Source organism: Vitiosangium sp. GDMCC 1.1324 (assembly GCF_003044305.1).
Taxonomy (GTDB): Bacteria; Myxococcota; Myxococcia; order Myxococcales; family Myxococcaceae; genus Archangium.
The window spans coordinates 115,397-132,928 of sequence record NZ_PZOX01000015.1 but is presented as its reverse complement, the minus strand read 5'-3'; the positions used below and the strand labels follow the sequence as shown (position 1 = coordinate 132,928).

At 67.3% G+C, this 17,532-nt stretch carries 13 protein-coding genes; 4 read left to right on the top strand and 9 right to left on the bottom strand.

Features of this window, described 5'->3' with window-relative positions:
- Nucleotide 1: 1 nt before the first annotated feature.
- A complete protein-coding gene (locus tag DAT35_RS35815; protein WP_108073755.1) occupies nucleotides 2–601 on the bottom strand; it encodes a signal protein in 600 nt (199 codons plus the stop codon).
- 104 nt (nucleotides 602–705) lie between these two features.
- Between DAT35_RS35815 and DAT35_RS35810 the strand changes: the two genes are divergently transcribed.
- The gene (locus DAT35_RS35810) at nucleotides 706–2,301 is read left to right on the top strand and encodes a HEAT repeat domain-containing protein (RefSeq protein ID WP_108073754.1); all 1,596 of its coding nucleotides are present in this window, start codon (nucleotides 706–708) and stop codon (nucleotides 2,299–2,301) included.
- A 23-nt stretch (nucleotides 2,302–2,324) separates the two neighbouring features.
- Here DAT35_RS35810 and DAT35_RS35805 read toward each other — a convergent pair whose 3' ends face one another.
- The 6 genes from DAT35_RS35805 to DAT35_RS35780 form a co-directional block, all read right to left on the bottom strand.
- The gene (locus DAT35_RS35805; protein ID WP_108073753.1) at nucleotides 2,325–2,678 is read right to left on the bottom strand and encodes a hypothetical protein; all 354 of its coding nucleotides are present in this window, start codon (nucleotides 2,676–2,678) and stop codon (nucleotides 2,325–2,327) included.
- Nucleotides 2,679–2,732: 54 nt separating this feature from the next.
- Nucleotides 2,733–3,527 (bottom strand): ABC transporter ATP-binding protein, encoded by a 795-nt coding sequence (locus tag DAT35_RS35800; protein ID WP_108073752.1) that lies wholly within the window; start codon nucleotides 3,525–3,527, stop codon nucleotides 2,733–2,735.
- Between the two features lie 245 nt (nucleotides 3,528–3,772).
- Complete coding sequence (locus DAT35_RS35795; RefSeq protein ID WP_108073751.1) at nucleotides 3,773–7,348, bottom strand: endopeptidase; 3,576 nt, start codon at nucleotides 7,346–7,348, stop codon at nucleotides 3,773–3,775.
- Between the two features lie 189 nt (nucleotides 7,349–7,537).
- Nucleotides 7,538–9,040 carry a glycosyltransferase family 39 protein gene (locus DAT35_RS35790; RefSeq protein WP_108073750.1) on the bottom strand — a complete coding sequence of 501 codons (1,503 nt, stop codon included), beginning with the start codon at nucleotides 9,038–9,040 and terminating at the stop codon, nucleotides 7,538–7,540.
- Between the two features lie 62 nt (nucleotides 9,041–9,102).
- Complete coding sequence (locus tag DAT35_RS35785; protein ID WP_108073749.1) at nucleotides 9,103–9,753, bottom strand: hypothetical protein; 651 nt, start codon at nucleotides 9,751–9,753, stop codon at nucleotides 9,103–9,105.
- Between the two features lie 30 nt (nucleotides 9,754–9,783).
- A complete protein-coding gene (locus tag DAT35_RS35780) occupies nucleotides 9,784–12,903 on the bottom strand; it encodes a TonB-dependent receptor (protein WP_108073748.1) in 3,120 nt (1,039 codons plus the stop codon).
- 151 nt (nucleotides 12,904–13,054) lie between these two features.
- Here DAT35_RS35780 and DAT35_RS35775 point away from each other — a divergent pair, with 151 nt between their 5' ends.
- Together DAT35_RS35775 and DAT35_RS35770 are read left to right on the top strand one after the other, a co-directional pair.
- On the top strand, nucleotides 13,055–13,249 hold the full coding sequence (locus DAT35_RS35775) for a hypothetical protein (protein WP_108073747.1): 195 nt from the start codon (nucleotides 13,055–13,057) through the stop codon (nucleotides 13,247–13,249).
- 106 nt (nucleotides 13,250–13,355) lie between these two features.
- Complete coding sequence (locus DAT35_RS35770) at nucleotides 13,356–14,789, top strand: glycosyl hydrolase family 18 protein (RefSeq protein ID WP_233261922.1); 1,434 nt, start codon at nucleotides 13,356–13,358, stop codon at nucleotides 14,787–14,789.
- Between the two features lie 69 nt (nucleotides 14,790–14,858).
- Here the strand turns inward: DAT35_RS35770 and DAT35_RS35765 are convergent, their stop codons facing one another.
- A complete protein-coding gene (locus DAT35_RS35765) occupies nucleotides 14,859–15,791 on the bottom strand; it encodes a glycoside hydrolase family 19 protein (protein ID WP_108073745.1) in 933 nt (310 codons plus the stop codon).
- A gap of 274 nt (nucleotides 15,792–16,065) precedes the next feature.
- Between DAT35_RS35765 and DAT35_RS35760 the strand changes: the two genes are divergently transcribed.
- Nucleotides 16,066–17,259 carry a lactonase family protein gene (locus tag DAT35_RS35760; protein ID WP_108073744.1) on the top strand — a complete coding sequence of 398 codons (1,194 nt, stop codon included), beginning with the start codon at nucleotides 16,066–16,068 and terminating at the stop codon, nucleotides 17,257–17,259.
- Between the two features lie 8 nt (nucleotides 17,260–17,267).
- Here the strand turns inward: DAT35_RS35760 and DAT35_RS35755 are convergent, their stop codons facing one another.
- Nucleotides 17,268–17,525 (bottom strand): hypothetical protein, encoded by a 258-nt coding sequence (locus DAT35_RS35755; protein WP_108073743.1) that lies wholly within the window; start codon nucleotides 17,523–17,525, stop codon nucleotides 17,268–17,270.
- Nucleotides 17,526–17,532 lie beyond the last annotated feature (7 nt).

Here is a 17,532-nt window from a genome sequence, read left to right as displayed (position 1 = left end):
CTCAGGCAACCGACTTCAGCGCGCCCGAGGTGGGTCCTTCGATGGCTTGACGTTTACGGGCGCGGAGGGAGCCGAGGATGCTGAGCGCGGCCTGGGTCTCCTGGGTGGTCGCCAGGGGCTGAAGGGTCTCGATGACCTCGGAGAGCAACCGGACCTCCTCGGTCTCGCGCTCGCGGATGCGATCCACCGCCTCGCTGAAGCGGTCGAAGAAGCCGCGCAGCTCATCCTTCTTGCGCAGGGGGCGCATGCGCGGATAGCGGCCGGCGGCGAGCGTCGCGATGTAGAGGCTCATCACATGCACGGGGCCCGCCACGCGGTGGGTGAGCACGAGCCCGAAGAGGGCCATCAGCCCCGCGAAGAGCAGCGCCCCCAGCCCGGTGAGCCAGAGCATTGTCTCGCCACCAACAGCCAGGGCCTCGGGAGAGGCACCGCCTTCCACGGCGGCCCGGTGCGCCCGGTACGCCAGCACGCCCACGAGCATCACCCCGCCGCCACCGAGCGCTGCGAGCCGGAGCATGTACCGGAGCTGAAACCCGGTATCGAGCAGATATTTCCGGCGCACGACATGAGAGGGCGTGGAAGGTTGAGTATCGGCGGACATGGCGTTGAGCAGCGTACTCCAATCTCCCGGGTCGGTTTGCTCCTTCCGACAGGACGGGTTTACGACGAAACGCGCGTTCAACCCGCAGTTTCACGGGGGGCCACATGTCTCGCCTTCTTGCCACAATGAGCCTGGTGCTCGTGTTTCTTCTCTCCGGGTGCAAGGTGGACCCGGCATCCCCGGACTACTGGAAAAAAGTCCTGGGCAAGGCCCGGCGCTCCCAGGATCAGGTGCGGGTGATTGAAACGCTGCGCAGCTCGGGGAAGCTCAACGAGAGCTTCCTGCCCTTCCTGCACGAGCAGCTCGAGTCGGACGAGAAACCCGACGTGAAGGCGGCGGTGGCACGGGCCCTCGGGGACGTGAAGAACCCGGCCTCGGTGGAGCCGCTGGGGAAGGCGGTGGATTTGGGAGCGGCGGACTCGGCCACCAACCTGCTCAACAAGGAACTGGCGTCCGCATTGGGAGAGATTGGAGACCCGAAGGCAGCGCCCATGCTGCTGAAGCTGCTGAAGGCCCGGGACACCTACACACGCATCGAGGCGGTGGATGCCCTGGGGCGGATGCACGTGCGGGAAGCGGTGGAGCCGCTCATGCAGATGGCCACGGATGAGGGGACGGAGCCCTTCCTGAACAAGAAGGCCATCGAGGCGCTGGGGCGCATCGGGGACGCGCGGGCGGTGCCCGTGCTGATGCGGATGCTGACGAAGGAGCGCCGGGGCATCTCCTTCTATGTGGAGAGCTCGTTCTCCCTCTTCCAGATGGGCCAGCCGGCGGCGGACGCGCTGCTCGCGGTGCTGCAAGGCAAGGACCCCGAGCTGTCGCGCTGGGTGCAACACAATGGCATCAACCCCGCGAGCTATTCCTTCAAGGCGGCGGAGATCCTGGGAGACCTGAGGGAGCACCGGGCGGAGGCGGCGCTGGTGCAACAGCTCACGTTCAGGCACGAGGACCCCAGCATCCAGGCGGGAGTGAGGGCGCGGGCGGCGGACGCACTGGCGCGGATGCGTTCGGCGGCGGCGGTGAAGCCACTGGTGGCGCTGGTGTCCGAACCGGATTCGGGGTTGCGGCGGGAATACGCGCACGCGCTGGCGCGGCTGGGTGGGCGCGAGGCACTCCCGGCGCTGGAGAGGGCCGCGGGCCAGGGGGACTGGAATGCACGAGAGGCGGCCATCGACGCGCTGACCATGCTGGGAGACGCGAGGGAGTTGCCGTTGCTGGAGAAGCTGGCGGCGGCGGAGCCGGCGAAGACGGCGGCCGAGTGCACGGAGTCGGGAGGCGAGGGATGCGATGACCCGGCGGCGCTGGGGAAGAAGCACGCGGAGGAGCTCGCCCGGCACGGCAAGCGGCTCGAGGCGGCGAAGGCGTGCGAAGCGGACACGGGCTGTTGGGCGAAGAAGCTGGAGGACGCGGACAAGGGCGTGGTGGAGCGAGCGGCGCTGGAGGTGGGGCGCGGCAGATCCTCGGCGCACCTGGGGGCGCTGCTGGCGCGGATGACGGCGAAGGATCCGGACACGAGGATGGCGCTCATCCTCGCCGCGGAGTGGCTGGTGGAGGACACGAAGGACGCGGCGGCCCAGGTCCGGAGCGCACTGCCCACGCTGGAGAAGCAGCTCACCGAGGAGAAGAGCCGCACGGAGTACGTGAGGGCGAACGAGGATCTACGGCGGCTGGTGGCGAGGCTCCAGCGGCAGAAGATCTGAGAGGAATGGGCTCCGAGCGCGATTCAGCGCCCGAGGGTGAGCCCGACCCGGTCTCCGGGGTGCACCTGGATCTTCTCGCTGACTGACAGCCCATCGGCGCCGATGGGATCGGCCTGGAAGCCGAGCCAGTTGGTCGAGAGGAGCAGGTGTGGGGGAAGAACGAAGGTGCGGGTGCCCGGACCGGGCACCAGGCCCAGACGAATGCGATGAATCCCATTCGTCACGTAGAGCGTCATGTCGACGGGGTTCTGGTTCCACACCTGCACCGTCGTCACCGGAGACTCGGGCTGCGAGGGATCGAGCGGTACCGTCGAAGCGCACGACGCAGCGGCGGCGAACAGCGCGAGCAACGAGAGAACCTGGACGGCATGGCGCATAGACCCCCCAGAGCGATGACTGCCATTCTACCGCATCCGAGGCTTGGCGTTTCGTCACCCCTGGGGCGGGCGGTTCTGCGAGCGGCGCGCCAACCAGTTGCGGAGGAAGGCCTTCACCGCGGGGTGCTGAGACTCGCGGAACGCGGCCGGCGGGCCTGACTCGACGATACGGCCCTCGTGCATGAGGGCGAGGTTGTCCGCCATGCCGAAGGCGGACGCCACATCCGGAGTGATCACGATCGACGTGGCCCCGAGCTGCTGCTTGCCGGTGACGATGATCTCGTTGACGGCGGCGGTGGTGAGCGGGTCTAGACCCGCCGTGGGATCGTCGTAGAGGAGGATCTTCGGCTGGAGGATGGTGGCACGCGCGAAGCCCACGCGCTTCTGCATGCCGCCGGACAGCTCACCCGGGAAGCGCTCGGTCGCGTGCGACAGCCCCACCTTGGCCAGCGTCTTGTTCACGGTCTCCCGGATCTCCACCTCGGACATCTGGGTGCGCTCGCGCAGGGGGAAGGCCACGTTGTCGAAGACATTGAGGGAGTCGAAGAGCGCATTGGCCTGGAAGAGGATGCCCTGCTTGCGGCGCATCTGGTCCAGCTCGGACTCGTCCATCCGCGCCACCTCCTGACCCTCCACGAGCACCGTGCCTCGGTCCGGCCGTATCAGGCCCATGATGTGCTTCATCAGCACCGACTTGCCCGAGCCGGACACTCCCATCAGCACGCAGGTGGTGCCCTCGGGCACCACGAGGTCCACGCCCCGCAGGGCCGGCTGGCCATCAAAGGACTTGTGGAGGTCCCGCACCTCGATGGCCAGCGTGGGTGCCGGCTTGCCGCTCGTGTCGCTCATCGCCCCGCCACCCTAGTGCGCACGCCCCTCCCTCGTCCCCCAGAATGGTGCGTTCCGCTCGGCGGCTGCCTGGTCTCAAGCCCCCCTGGCGAGCACCGGTGCTCAGAGGGCCACGGCCACTCCGGCGGCATCTGAAAGGAAAAGGGCCCCCAGGTATCCCCAGGAGCCCTCATGAAGCTGCTTCAGCGTGGCTCTCCGCCCTGACCAGCGACATCAGGGCGGAGAGTGGATGAAGCCCGGAGGCCCTACCGGCGGGCCTGCACCGGGAACACCTTGATCGGCCCCCCGCCCGTCGACATCGCCGTCGACACCGTGAACACCAGGTCGTCCCGGTCATCGTAGCCGCCGGTGGTGCAGGTGCCCGCCGTGGTGCTGAACCGGAAGTTCCCGCGAATCGCCTGCTGGCCGGTGGCCGTGGCGTTCAGCGTGAAGACCTGGCTGAAGGTGTAGAAGCCCCTCGTGCTCGGGCAGGCCAGCCCTGTGGCCAGCGTGGTCCAGGTCGGCGTGGCCGCCGTGGGGTTCGTCGAGTAGTACAGGTCCAGCTTGTCCGACGAGCTGTAGCAGTGCACCTTCACATCGACCTTCACCTGCTTGCCCGCGGTGAGGGTGCCCTCATCCGCGCTCTTCAGGCTGATCTGCTCGATGCTCTCGTCCGTCTGGTAGGTGCCGGAGTTGCCGTCGGCGCACGTGCCACCCAGGGTGTTGGGACGGTTGGTCTCGTTGCCGCTGGTCATCGTGCCACGGCCCTTGATGGCGGTGGTGCCGGTGTCACAACCGCACGCGGCGGTGCAGCTCGGCACCTTGAGCGTGGTGTTGTAGGTGGCCAGCTGCAGCGAGCAGACGTTCGCCGTGGTGAAGCTGGACGCGCTGGTGTAGGCGCTCACGCCGCAGGAGTCCTTCGCACGCACCCGCCAGTAGTAGCTGCTGTTGATGCCCAGGGGCGGGGAGACGGTCCACGCGCTGGAGGCCACCGCCGTATTCGAGGCCACCACGTTGGTGAAGGCCGAATCCGTGGCCACCTGCACCTCGTAGCCGGTCGCGCTCGTCACGTCGCTCCAGTCCAGGGGCGCCGCGGACGCGACGCCGGTGGCGCCGTTGGCCGGGCTGGACAGGGTGGGCGCCGCGAGCGTCACGCAGCCGCGCGTGGTGTAGGAGTTGGCCGCGGACCAGGCGCTGGTGCCGCCGCAGCTGTTGGCCGAGCGCACCCGCCAGTAGTACGTGGTGCTGACGGACAGGGGCGGGGAGACGGTCCACGTGCTGGACGTCAGACCCGAGGCCGACGCCACCACGTTGGTGAAGGCCGAATCCGTGGCCACCTGCACCTCGTAGAGGGTGCCCGCCACATCGTTCCAGTCGAGCACCGCGCCGGGCTCCACACCCGTGGCGCCACCCGCGGGGCTGACGAGCGTCGGCGTGGTGGGCGAGGCGCAGACCGGCGTGGTGCAGACGCAGCTGCTGGCCTGGCTGTAGCAGGCCGCGTTCGAGCCAGCGCCGACGATCGAGTAGCAGTACTGCCGGCCGTTGGCCACCTCGCCGTCCGTGTAGCTGGTACCGGTGACGGTGGCGATCTTCGCCTTGCCGAAGTCACAGCCGGCGAAGCCCTCCGTCTTCATCACCCAGTACTGGCTGGCGCCGCTGGTGGTGGTCCAGTTCAGGGACACCTGGCCGTCACCCGCCGTGGCGGTGGCCGAGGGGGCCGTGGTCGGACCGCCCGCGCAGCCGCTGTCGACCGGCGCCGGCGTGGAGCAGGCGATGTTGTGGCGGTTGAAGGCCGCGTAGATGGCCTGCATGTGCGGCGTGCCGTCGTTCAGGTTGCCGTTATCGTCATCCGCCGCCAGCCAGGACATGTAGCCGTTGGTGGCGCCGCAGCCGTTGGAGGTGCCCGCGGTGCAGTCACAGGCGTGCCACGTGCCGATGTTGCCGCTGCCCTGGTAGAAGATCTTGTTGGCGACGATGAAGGCGGTGTTGGAGTCGAGGTTGTACGGAGCGCCGCGCAGATCCCTCGCGACGAGATCCCACGCGGCCTGGCGCGCGGGAGCGGCGGCACAGTGCACCTGACGGCCGCAGGGGCCGGTGCTGGCGGAGCACCGCGGGCAGACGTGGTTCTGCGGGGTGTCCGGCGTGTTGTCCGAGTGCTTCGCCCAGTCCGAGTCACGCACGCCCGAGCAGTTGGTGGCGCAGTGGGCCGCGCCCGTCTGGGCCTCGTTGACGTTGTAGCCGGTGCCGTCCGCCGTCGCGCCGCAGCCCTTGTCGCCCGTCCAGAAGAAGCCGTGGCCGACGCACGAGGTCTGCAGGCGGTAGATGGCCGCGATGTCCGCGTAGCCCTCGCTGGAGTTGCTCAGCGTGCCGTTGGCGTCGAAGTTGTCGAGGCCGTGGCCCCACTCGTGATCGAACACCGCACCGATCTCGCCCGTGTTCCGGCAGCCACCGCCGCTCCGGTAGAAGTTGACGGTAGATCCGTTCCAGAAGGCGTTGCAGGTGCTGGAGATGTTGACGTTGGCGGTGAGCTGGCCCTGGAGCCAGGTGTTGGAAGGCAGCCAGCCGCGGGCCTGCTCCTTCAGCTTGTTGAGCTCATAGAAGGAGGAGCGCGCCGCGGACGTGTTGCCGGCGCCGCCGCCGCCCGTGGTGCAGTCGTGGTTGCCGTTGACGCCGCCCAGGTTCGCGCTGCCGGTGGCCGAGCTGAAGCTGACGGCACCGCACGAGTCGCTGATCTTCACGTACTTGCCGTTCAGCGCGGTGGTGACCGTACCGGAGTTGTAGTTGTAGATGCCGGCGCCGTCCGTGTAGTTGTTCGGCGAGGCGAAGCCCGTGTCCGCCCACGGCATCGGCGAGTTCGGCTGCAGGCTGCCGCACGTCTCGTTGTTGGGGCAGATCTCCGTGTTGGTGGACGGGTAGATGCCACCGGTGACGGAGGCGTCCAGGTAGTGGTTGTCGTCCTCGATGGCGAGCACCTCACCCGACTGCGCGTCCACCGTCACCTTCCAGTGCTCGTTCTGGCCGGGCTCCTGGAAGCCGTAGGTCCACACGAGCTTGTGCTCATAGCCAGCGCCGAACGTGCCGATGAAGGTCTGGCCCTTCTGCGTGTCGGCCACGGCCAGGGGAGCGATCTCCAGCGTCGGCTGCATCCACAGCTCGCCCGGCGACGTCGCCAGTCCCAGGTAGTCGCCCGCCAGCGCCAGAGCATCCTGCGGCGCCACGGTGGGCTTGATGGAGACCTCGGGACGGGACCAGAGCTCGGTGCCCAGGAGGATGAGGTTGCCGTGGTTGATGACGGCCGCCAGGTGCGCGTGGCGCACGGGAACGCCCTCGATCTCCTGCGGGATGTTGACCATCCACAGGGCGTCCGCCACATGCGTCACGCGGGGCTGCCCCAGGTGCATCGGATCCACGCCGATGGCCGCCGCGTTCTCCGCGATGAACTTGACGATCAGGTCGCCCACGACCGCCTCGTCCACCTCGCTGACCGCGCGCCCGAGCTGCAGCCGCAGGCCGCTGAGCGACACATTGTTGCCCACGCCATCGCCCGGGATCATCGGGATGACGCCCTGGATGGAGGTGGCGGCGCCGGTGCGCGGATCCAGGTAGACGTTGAAGTCCCTGCCGTTGCGCTTGAAGAACTCATCCCACGCGCTGGTGCTCAGCGCGGACATCTGCGGCTGGGCCTCCTGCAGAGGAACGTTGGTGACGGGGATGTAGAGCTCCGGCTTGAAGAACGCCTTGCTTGCAAGGGTGCTGGGTCGGGACTCCGGGGGAACGACCGCCCAGCTCGCTGCTGACGACAGCAGTGCGAGACAGGCGGTCAACTTCGCGACATGGCGCATACGGCTCTCCTGACGGGGGGACCGCGGGATAAGGGATCGGAATCCGATCCCCGGGGGTTGGCGGCGCTGGGTGCGGGGCTGAAAAGCGAAAAGCCGCCGAAAGCTTGATTGGTAGGCAGAATGTGTAAGCTAGAATCATTGGTTGAACAAGGACCCGGCGTGTGAGCCGGAAAACCCTACAACCAGGATTCAACTTTCAGGCCAGATCCGGATCCAGTCGTCCTGGATAAGCTTGCCGCCCATACGATCCGTGGTGCCGCTGGCGCCGAAGGACCTCGGCTCGCGCAGGGCCAGCACGCCGGCCTCGACCCAGAAGAGGAGCAGGGCCGCCGTGGCGAGCGCCAGGAGCCTGCGGGCCAGGAGGGGGCGGCGGGCGGTGAGGACCTTGGCGGGCAGGAGCAGCAGCGGCAGGAGCACGGGGAAGAGGGCCAGCATTCCTCGCGCGTAGCCGAAGAAGGCCAGGGTGATGAGGAGGCGGTGCAGCAGCACCAGGGTGAAGAGGCTGAAGGTGCGGTAGGGCGCGCGGAGCGAGAGCGCCGCTCCGCACAGCAGCAACAGCGCGAGCGGCCACTTGAGCCAGGTGCTCTCGGGGATGAAGACGTCCACGGGCGGGCGGGCGCCGCGCAGCCCCGAGGGAAAGTCGGAGGCGCCGAGCCCCAGACTCAAGCCGTCCAGCCACCGGTCCAGCTTGGAGAGCAGCAGGCGGGCCGCGTCGCCGGGGTGCTCGCCCATCCACTGGAGGCCCTCCGAATAGCCGTGGAGCAGCAGGTGACGCTGGGCGGGGTTGGCGACATCCAGGTTGCCGTTCGCGCCGAGCTGATTGACGAGGTCCGGAGTGAAGCCCCCCGTCGCCCGGGCGTTGTTGGCCATGGCGAAGTTGATGGGGCCATAGACGGTGACGAGGGAGAGCTCCGGCAGCGGCTCAAGCGTGGGGTTGCGCGCGTTGAGCTCCTGGAGCACGCGAGCGTTGCGCACGCTCCACGGGGCCAGCACCGCCAGGGAGACGGCCACCGCGACGGCCCAGCGGACGAGCTGCGGCCCCGGCGGCACCTGCCTGTCCCTGTCGAAGGCGACATAGGCCAGGAGGAAGGGCCAGAGGTAGAGGTGCTCGGCCCGCGTCAGCGAGCCCAGCCCCATGAGGACGCCGAGGAGCACCGCGCTCCCCCACGCCAGCCCCGCGCGGGACTGGAGCACCTGCCAGCAGGTGGCGGAGAGGAGGAGCGCGTAGAGCACCTCGTTGTTGTACGTGGTGGAGAGGAGCAGCCAGCCGAAGCTGGCCGCGAAGAGCCCGGCCGCGAGCAGACTCCACCCCGTGCCGAGCACCCGGCGCCACCACACCCACGTGAACGCCACCGTGGCCGAGTTCACCACCGCGAGGCACAGCTTGTACGGGAAGGCGCTGCCGCGGGGCTCGCCCAGGAGCTGGTACAGCAGCCCGAGGAACCAGGGGAACAGCGGCGGGTGGTACGGGAGGGCGGCCCGCGCCGGCCTGTCCTTCACCCACTCGAGGGCGTACGCGTGGAAGAAGCGGGTGTCCCCATAGAAGAAGATGGAGAACGGCCAGGTCCGGTCCGGAGCGCCCAGGAGGTACAGCAGGCGGATCAGGAGGCTGAGCAGGAACGTGCCGGTGACACCCACCGCGAGCGGGTGTCGTGAGCAGAAGTCTCTCGCGCTGAGGAAGAACCGACGCATGGGGACGGCACGGCGGGAAAAGGCGGGGGCGCGCAGGGGAGCGCCCCCGCCCGGGGGAACAGCTACTTCAGGGACGGCGGCCGCTGGGCGGGAACGCAGCGCAGCAGGGTGGGCTCGCAGGTGACGGCGAAGTCCGGGTTGATGGTACCGGCGCTCGCACACAGGCTGTCATCCGCCTTGCCCGATTCACCCTCGCACGAGATGTCACCGGGCCACATGCCCCAGACCTCGTAGTGCGCGGTGCAACCATCCTGCGTGTACTCCAGGTCCGCGACCATCTGCGTGCCCGGGGCGCGTGCGGTGGCCAGGATGCGCACGTTGCTCCAGCGGTAGAGGACGTTCGTGCCGGGCCCGGTGGCGTCGTCGGGGACGCGCTTCTCGGCGGGCGCCAGGTCGCTGACGGAGCAGAACCCATCGGCGTCGGACTGCTTGGCCAGGGTGCCCCGGGAGTAAGCGACGTGGGTGGTGTCACGAGCGCTCAGGTCCACGAGCGTCTGGGGAGAGATGGTGAGCGTCTCATCCCCCGAGGGGGTGGAGAACTTCTGGATGCCGAGGGGCTCACCAGCCTTGACGGGGCAGGAGGTGGGCTCCTTGAGCTTGTAGACGGCGGCCCATTCCAGGCTCTGCACGGGACAACCGATGGGCGGCTGGGTGGAGTCACAGGAGGCCGTGAAGACGGTGGCCAGCGCCAGTCCGAGGATTCGTCGAGTCATGGATGTAGAAACCTTTCCGGGACGGGGCGGTTAGAAGGACAACCGGGCGCCGAAGCGCAGCGAGCGCGGCGACTGGTAGGCGATGGGCTTGCCGAAGTTCTTGTTGATGGCCGACGCGTCGATGGGCTGGCCGTCCGGACTCACCAACTTGCCGGGCAGATCCGCCGCGGTGCCGTCCTTGATGGGGAGCACGGCCGAGTAGGTGTAGTTCTGGTCGTAGGCGACGGGGGCCTGGAAGTTGAAGAGGTTGAAGACATCCACGCTGAAGGACGCGGTGAGCTGCTGGGTCATGCGGTAGTTGAGCGCCAGGCGGCTGTCGATGCGGTGCGTCCAGGGCAGCCGGCCCGCCTCGCCGCGCGGCAGGATGAAGGCCTGTCCCGCGCCGTAGTCCTCATGCGCGCCGAGGTAGCTGTACGGCGTGCCCGAGCTGGCCCGGTAGGACAGGCCGAGGTTGATGCTCAAGTCGGGCCGCAGCATGAACTCGCGTGCGCCGAACGCCTTGATCTGATGGGTGCGGTCGGCGGGCAGCGGCCCGTAGCGGTTGGGCAGCAGGGACACCAGGTCGAAGTCGGAGTTGATGTTGGGATCCAACTGGCCGGTGTCGCTGCGGAACAGACCCTCGTAATTGCCGCGCAGGTAGGAGGCGGTGTAGCTGACCTGGGCGAGCCACTGGTCGGCGAAGTTCCTCTGGAAGAAGACGGTCACCGCGTCATAGGTGCGCTCGGGCTTGACGAAGTCCTTGGCGAAGCCCTGCCCCGGGTTGCCAATGAAATACGTGGCGCCGTCATCGCGGCTCATGTCCTCGATGACCGTGTTGACGGCGCGGTGGGTATAGGACAGGCCCGCGCGGGTGTTGGTCAGCAGCTCGTACTCGCCGCCCACGACGAACTCGTCGGTGGACTGGGGCTTGATGGAGGGATCCACAATGGTGGCGCCCGCGCCCACGGTCTCCCACAGGCGATTGGCATCCAGCGGGGACTGAGAGGGCAGCCGCGCGACGTCGCTGTTGCAGATTCCCTGCTGCTGGGCCGGATCTCTCGGGTCGCACAGCTCGGAGCTCTTGTTCGAGCGCACACCGGGCTCACCCGGGAAGGAGCGGTCCACCAGGTCCAACGGGACGCTCTCGTAGTAGCGGGCGTAGTTGGCGTAGAACTTGGCCTTGCCCGAGCGCGTGGGGTCCACGATGAGCCCCAGGCGAGGCGACCACTGGTTGGCCAGGGACATGGCCAGCTTTCCACCGCCAATGAGCTGCTGGGTGTCGTAGCGCACGCCCACGTTGAGGGTGGCCATGTCGAACAAGCTCCAGCTGTCCTGCACGAAGCCGCCAATGGAGTTGGACAGGGACACCGGGTGCTGGAACGCCTGGATCTGCACCTCATCCGGGCCCACGAGGTAGCCGTACTGGCGGTAGTCGTAGAAGTAGCTGCCGTCATCCGACTCGATGAGGACGGACTTGCCGGTCACGGCGCGGATGTGGTCATAGCGCAACTGCTCCAGGTCCAGGCCCGCCTTGATGACGTGCTGGCCGGCGCCCTGGAGCAACAGGGTGCCCACGAACTTGCCCTGGTAGCGATCCAGCTTGCTCTCATCCAGGCGGCCCGGGCCACCCGTCGCGTACCCGAGCACCGGACAGCGCGTGCCCTGCGCGGACTCGGGGGCGAAACATACGGAGGGGTCGGGCAGGGACTCGAACTCGGTGATGGAGTGCTGCGACGAGTCGGTGCGCTGCCAGGTGGTGTTGGAGATGCCCGAGAGCCCCTGGAGCGTACCTGCCTGGGTGCCATCCGAGGCACGCACGGCCATGTCCTGGTGATGCCAACCCAGGGTGGCGTTGAAGAGCAGGCGCTTGTCCAGGAAGGAGGAGGACCATTTGAGGCTGGCGTCCAGGCCGCTCGAGATGCGCTGGGTGGCCAGGGCGCCCGGCTGTCCGTTGATGACAGCCACCTCGGGGAGCCCCGTGCGCTCGCTCAAGGAGAAGTGGCCGGGACCGCCCGAGGAAGAGGGCGTGCCCGTCACCGACACACTGACGTTGTGGTCCTGGTTGAGCAGATAGGTGAGCTTGGCGATGTACTGCAGACTGCGCTGGTCGGCGAAGTAGTGGTCCTGCGTGCCGTCGATGCGCTGGGTCTTGATGAAGCCCCGCTCGTCCTCGACGGGGTTGCCGCTCGCATCCAGCACCTGGGCGTTGAGGTTGCGCTCCAACTGGTAGCGGGTGAAGGAGGGGGCCACGCCCGCGTAGAACCACAGCCTGTCGCGGAGGATGGGGCCACCCAGCTCGAAGCCAATGTCTCCCAGGTTCCACAACGCCGCCCGGCCCGACACCGTGCCCGCCTGCTGGATGATCTCCGAGCCCGGGGCGGCGAAAGCGCCCGGGGTGATGTTGCCGAACACCGAGCCGTGGAACTCATTGGAGCCCGACTTCGTCACCGCGTTGACGACGCCACCCGTCGAGCGGCCGTACTCGGGCAGGTAGCCGCCGCTGATGACATTCACCTCGCCAATGAACTCCACGCTCAGCGGGGTGCCATTGATGCCGAAGCCCGGGTCGTTCACCGACACACCATCGACGATGTACTGATTCTCGGGCGAGGTGGCTCCGTTGACGGAGACGCCGTAGGTGTCGGCGCTGGCACCGGGGGCCAGCTCCGCCAGGGCCTCGAAGGAGCGCGACGCCGCGCCCTTGCCGCTGGGCGACACGACGGCGATGTTGCGCATGAATTCCGTGCTGACGTTCACCCCCGTGGAAGCCGAGCCGATGTCCACGGTGGGGGTCTGGGCCACCACGTTCATCTCCTCGACGAGCGTCTCGGGGAGCAGCTCCACGTTGACGCGCACCGAGTAGTCCAGGCGCAGGTTGATGTTGGCGCGAGACAGGGGCTTGTAGGACTCGCGATCGAAGCGCAGCGTGTAGAGGCCTGGGGGGAGCTGGGGGATGCGGTACTGGCCCGAGGCATCGGTCACGACCGTCTGCTCACCCTGGAGGTTGGGCGAGGTGGCCGTCACCACCACGTCCGCCACGGGTTGGTGGGTGGCTGCATCGGTCACGGTACCGAGGATGACGGAGGCGCCTTGAGCCAGGGCCACATGGCCTGCCAGGCACACGGCCAGCACGAGCGGGCCGGAATGCCGGAGGATGCTTCTGTTTGTCATGGGACGTGTCGTGCCCAGGGGAAAAGGGGGGAGATCTCCCTGGGCGCTCCTCGGGGTGGGCAGCAAAGCGTCAGCGCCTCGGGGGATCAAGTCCTGAATCGAGATCAACCCGCAGAGGCGGCCCCCTTCCCTTCCAGCACCACCTCGGGGGATGATGCGGACGGTCTGGCTGGGCTTCGTCTTCGAGGCCGCCGTCCTGGGCTTTCTCTTGCTGATGAGCTTCGGTTTCAACCTGACCACGGCCTTCCTGCTCTTCGTCCTGCCCTACACGCTGAACCGCATCTTCACGCTCAAGCGGTTGCTGAAACTCCAGGCTGAGAACAAGGCGCCCACCGCCGCTGGGTGATGAAGACTCACGGGCGCGGATGCGCACGGAATTCGTGCGAGCCCTTTGACCCGAAATGAACGGGCACTCCCTCTTTACGTGCCACTCAACTCAGGAGGGAGCTTTCTTGCGCACCACATCCGCACTCAGACGCCTGGCGTTCGGGGCCGTATTCCTCACCACCCTGGCGGCCTGTTCCAGCGCCTCCGACGCTCCGGCGGCCTTCGAGGACCTCACGGACACCACGGAAGGGCGCGCGAGCGCCACGAAGGTCGTCGGCTACTTCCCCACATGGCAGGGCGACGTCAACGCCATCCAGTACGACAAGCTCACCCACATCAATTACGCCTTCGTCCTGCCCACCGCCCAGGGAGGGCTGACGGGGCTGAGCAGTGGAGACACGCGGCTGCGCTCGCTCGTCCAGACCGCGCACGGCCGGGGCGTCAAGGTGCTCATCGCGGTGGGCGGCTGGATGGATGGCAACGACGCCCCCTTCGAGCAGATGGCCGCCAACGCGAGCACTCGCACCACCTTCATCAACAACGTGGTGGCGTTCGTGGATCAGGCCGGGCTGGACGGTGTGGACATCGATTGGGAGTGGCCGGAGCCCGGGACCTCGGCCCAGAACTTCGGAGCGCTGATGCGCGAGCTCGGGACGGCGCTCCATGCCCGCGGCAAGCTGCTCACCGCGGCCGTCGTGGCCCTGAACACGGATGGCATTCCCAGCTCGGCCTTCAGCGACGTGGATTACCTCAACATCATGGCCTACGACTGGGGCTACCCCCACTCGACGTATGACCTGGCCGTCCAATCGCTGAACTACTGGATTGGCCGCGGGCTGCCCAAGGACAAGGCGGTGCTGGGCGTCCCCTTCTACGGCCGCTCGCAGTCGGGGGCCTACACCTATGCGCAGCTCGTCGCGATGGACGCGCAGGCCCCCTACAAGGACCAGGTCAGCGACATCTATTACAACGGCATCGCCACCATCCAGGCGAAGACCCGGCTGGCGGTGCAGCAGGGCGGCGGCATCATGATCTGGGAGATCTCCCAGGACACCGCGAACACGACCTCGCTGCTGCTCGCCATCTCCCAGGCAATCGGTGGAAGCGGCGGCAACCAGGCGCCGTCCGCGAGCCTCACCTCGCCCACGAACGGGGCCTCCTTCAGCGCCGGGAGCACCATCACCCTCACCGCGAACGCCTCGGATACGGATGGCAGCATTGCCCGGGTGGAGTTCTTCGCCGGCACCACGAAGCTGGGCGAGGACACCTCCGCCCCGTACAGCCTCGCCTGGAGCAACGTGGCGGCGGGCACCTACGCGCTGACCGTCCGGGCCACGGACAACAGCGGCGCGAGCACCACCTCGGCGGCCATCTCCATCTCCGTCACGGGCAGCGGCGGCTCCTGCGCCGGAGTGCCCGCATGGAGCTCCACGCAGATCTACGTGAACGGCGACAAGGCCACCTACAACGGCAAGCTGTGGCGCGCGAAGTGGTGGACCCAGAATGAGATTCCAGGCGCCGCCGAGTGGGGGCCCTGGGAGCTGCTCGGCAACTGCTAAAGCAATGGCCCCTGGCGCCACACACACGCCAGGGGCCACCTTGGGCCACGGGGTGCTGAACCGGGAGGCTCAGCAGCCGGTGTTACCGCCAGGGCTCACGCCGAGCTTGCTCGTGAAGTTCAGGTAGTTGTTCACGCGGCTCTGCACCTGGGCGGGGTTGCGGCCGCCGCACTCGAGGCTGCCGTTGATGGTCTGGATGGTCTGGCCGAAGCCGGCGCCGTTGACCATGGCGTTGTGCGCCGTCATGGAGCCCGCGCCCGTCTGCGTCATCCAGAACCAGAAGCCGGTGCGCCAGGAGATGGTGGCGTCGGTGGCGACCAGGTCGGGGTTGTTCTTGAGGTCCACACCGAGTGCATTGCCAGCGGCGCAGTAGTTGCCGTTCCAGGACAACTGCATGGGACCACGACCGTAGTACCACTTACCCGACGCGCAGCTGCAGCCCGGGGGGCCCCACGAGGTGTCACAGTAGGGCGCCTTGTTGATCTCCTCGGTGTACACGAGGCCGCCGGTCTCGTGGGAGATGTTGGCGAGGAAGGCCGCCACCTCGCGCTTGCGCGTGTCGGTGTCACCCGTGGTGGCGAACCCGGGGAAGGTATCCGCCGCCGCCACCAGGGCCGCGTAGGTGTAGAAGCCGTTGCGGCCCGGGAACATCGAGTTGAACGTGGCCTCGCTGAGGATGGCGCGCAGCCCGGTGCCGCCGCCACCACCACCGCCGCCGCCACCACCACCGCCGCTACCGCAGTCCCCCCCCGTCTTCCACAGCGACGGAGCCGCGACAGGGTTCCAGCCGCAGCCGACGCAGGCCGTATGGGAAACGAGGGCCGTGTAGCTGCCACCGTTGTAGGTCACACCGTCACCCACGTTATAGGCCGATCCTTCGGTCCAAGCGCCTCGACACGCCGCTGCCGCTTCTTGCGACGCAAGTACCATCGCCACCGAAGAGAACAGCATGGCCGAGTACAAGAATCGCTTCGAAATGTCACACAGACCCTGTCGCCACATATCCTGATTCCCCTTTGAGACTGAGAGTGGGGGCGTCACCCGAGACAACCGGTGAACGTCATCCCCGCCTGCGTCGAGCATGAGCACGACAAGATCTTATTGAGAGACTCACTCATTTTTTCGGGTTTAACCTCGTTCTAGATTCCACTCCCCCGGTGACATCACATCCCTCCTTCACACGCTCGCTTGTCTTTCGTGCGAAGATTCAATCCAAAAACCCGAAAAAATCGGGACCTCCCTCTTGGAAATCCCTCGAGTGAGGAGACCCCTGGGCATGAACGAGAAGAAGCTGACGCGCCGCGATTTCATCCACCTCTCGGCGCTGGGGACGATGGGCCTGGCCCTGGCTTGCACCCAGGATGAGCCGCCGAAGAACACCCCACCCGCCCCCAAGGAGCTCTGGGTATACGTGGGCACCTACACCTCGGGCGGCAGCGAGGGCATCTATCTCTGCCGGTTGGACATGGCGACGGGCACCCTCGAGCGGGTGGGAGTCACCCGAGGCGTGGCCGAGCCGTCCTACCTGGCCCTGGACCCGAAGGGACGCTATCTCTACGCGGTCAATGAATTGACGGAGTTCGAGGGCAAGCCCAGTGGTGCCGTGAGTGCCTTCACCATCGATTCCCAGAGCCGCGAGTTGGCCTTCATCAACCAGCAACCCTCCCAGGGCGGTGCGCCCTGCTACCTGGAGGTGGATGACACGGGAACCTTCGTCCTGGTTGCCAATTACGTCGGCGGAAACGTCGCCGTCCTTCCGATTCGAGAGGGCGGAGGAGTGGGCGCAGCCGTCGCGTTGCAACAGCACGAGGGCTCGGGACCCAACACCGAGCGGCAGGAAGGCCCGCACGCCCATCAGATCCGCCTGGATGCCGCCAACCGGTATGCCTTCGCGTCCGACCTGGGGACGGACAAGGTCATGATCTACCGGTTCGATGCTCAGAAGGGAACGCTCACCCCTGGCTTGCATTCCTCGGTTTCCAGCAAACCGGGAGCGGGACCGCGCCATCTGGCCTTCCACCCCGATGGACGCCTTGTCTTCGTCATCAACGAGCTGAACTCCACCATCACGGCCTTCTCCTACGACGTGGAGCAAGGCGCTCTGACGGAGCTGCAGACAATATCCACCCTGCCCGAGGGCTATACCGGCCCCAATGCCTGTGCGGACATCCACGTCAGCCCCGACGGCCGTTTCCTGTATGGCTCCAACCGCGGCCACGACAGCATCGTCGTGTATGCCATTGATTCAGCGGGGACACTCTCGTACGTGGAGCACGTGACCACGCTCATCAACTGGCCACGCAACTTCGCCATCGATCCGACGGGCACGTTCCTGCTGGTGGCCAACCAGAAGGGCAACACCCTCGTCTCCTTCCAGAGGAACGCACAGACAGGGAAGCTGACGTCCGCCGGCCAACCCCTGGAGGTTCCTGCCCCGACGTGTCTGCTCGTGGTTCCTCCCTCGGCCTGAGCGCTGACTCACTCCAGGATCCGTGACCCCTCCGCCGGCTCATCGGAGGGGGCGCGGAAACAGACGCGGCCCTCGACACAGACGTGCGGGTGCACCAGGTCATCATCGGGCCCGACACTGTCACCCGTCGCGACGCACCAGAACGTCGCCGTCGAAACGAAGCCCACGTCCCAGTCCACGGCCGCGTCGTACCGGACGCCCGGCGTTCCCTTCGAACGCACCCGCCGGCAGACACACGGAGGTTTCTGCTCGGTGCTCGAGTCCATGCGCGTC